At 38.2% G+C, this 422-nt stretch carries 1 protein-coding gene; it reads right to left on the bottom strand.

Annotated elements, in window-relative coordinates; all coding sequences use genetic code 11:
- Window positions 1–367 (bottom strand): hypothetical protein (locus EDI28_RS26520; protein WP_199287521.1); only part of this gene is annotated, 367 nt, incomplete at its 3' end.
- Between the last annotated feature and the right edge of the window lie 55 nt (window positions 368–422).

Genomic DNA, 422 nt, shown 5'->3' with positions numbered 1-422 from the left:
CTTTAGGCTTTTTAAGGTACAAAATTGAGTTGCTAGCAAAATTATAGCCGTAAATGTAAAATTGGACTTTTTTTGTCAGGTCAATGTCATCATTGACCTTTAAGTCAATTCCTAGCCTAGTCCAACGGCCTTTTTCAGTAACTTCAATTTTTGTTCGACCTGCGTAAAAATTGAGTTTGCCAGTCGAGTTGTGATAGTAAAATCCAAATTTGATATGAGTGCCTAAATCTGTCGCATACAAATCAGCTGAAAAGTAATACTCTCCAGCTGAGATGACTCCGATTTTAAAATCAGTTGACAATGCTTTCCAGTGTCGGGAGCCGTCGCTCTCGTTAAAGGCAAAGACAGTATCACTAAACGTTTCCATGTCAAAATACCCATGCTGGATATTTTGAGCATTTGGAATACCAGCATTGTACGGA

Origin of the sequence: Photobacterium chitinilyticum, assembly GCF_004104355.1 — a bacterium.
Lineage (GTDB): Bacteria > Pseudomonadota > Gammaproteobacteria > Enterobacterales > Vibrionaceae > Photobacterium > Photobacterium chitinilyticum.
The sequence above is the reverse complement of the archived record's forward strand: the minus strand, read 5'-3'. Positions and strand labels throughout refer to the sequence as shown.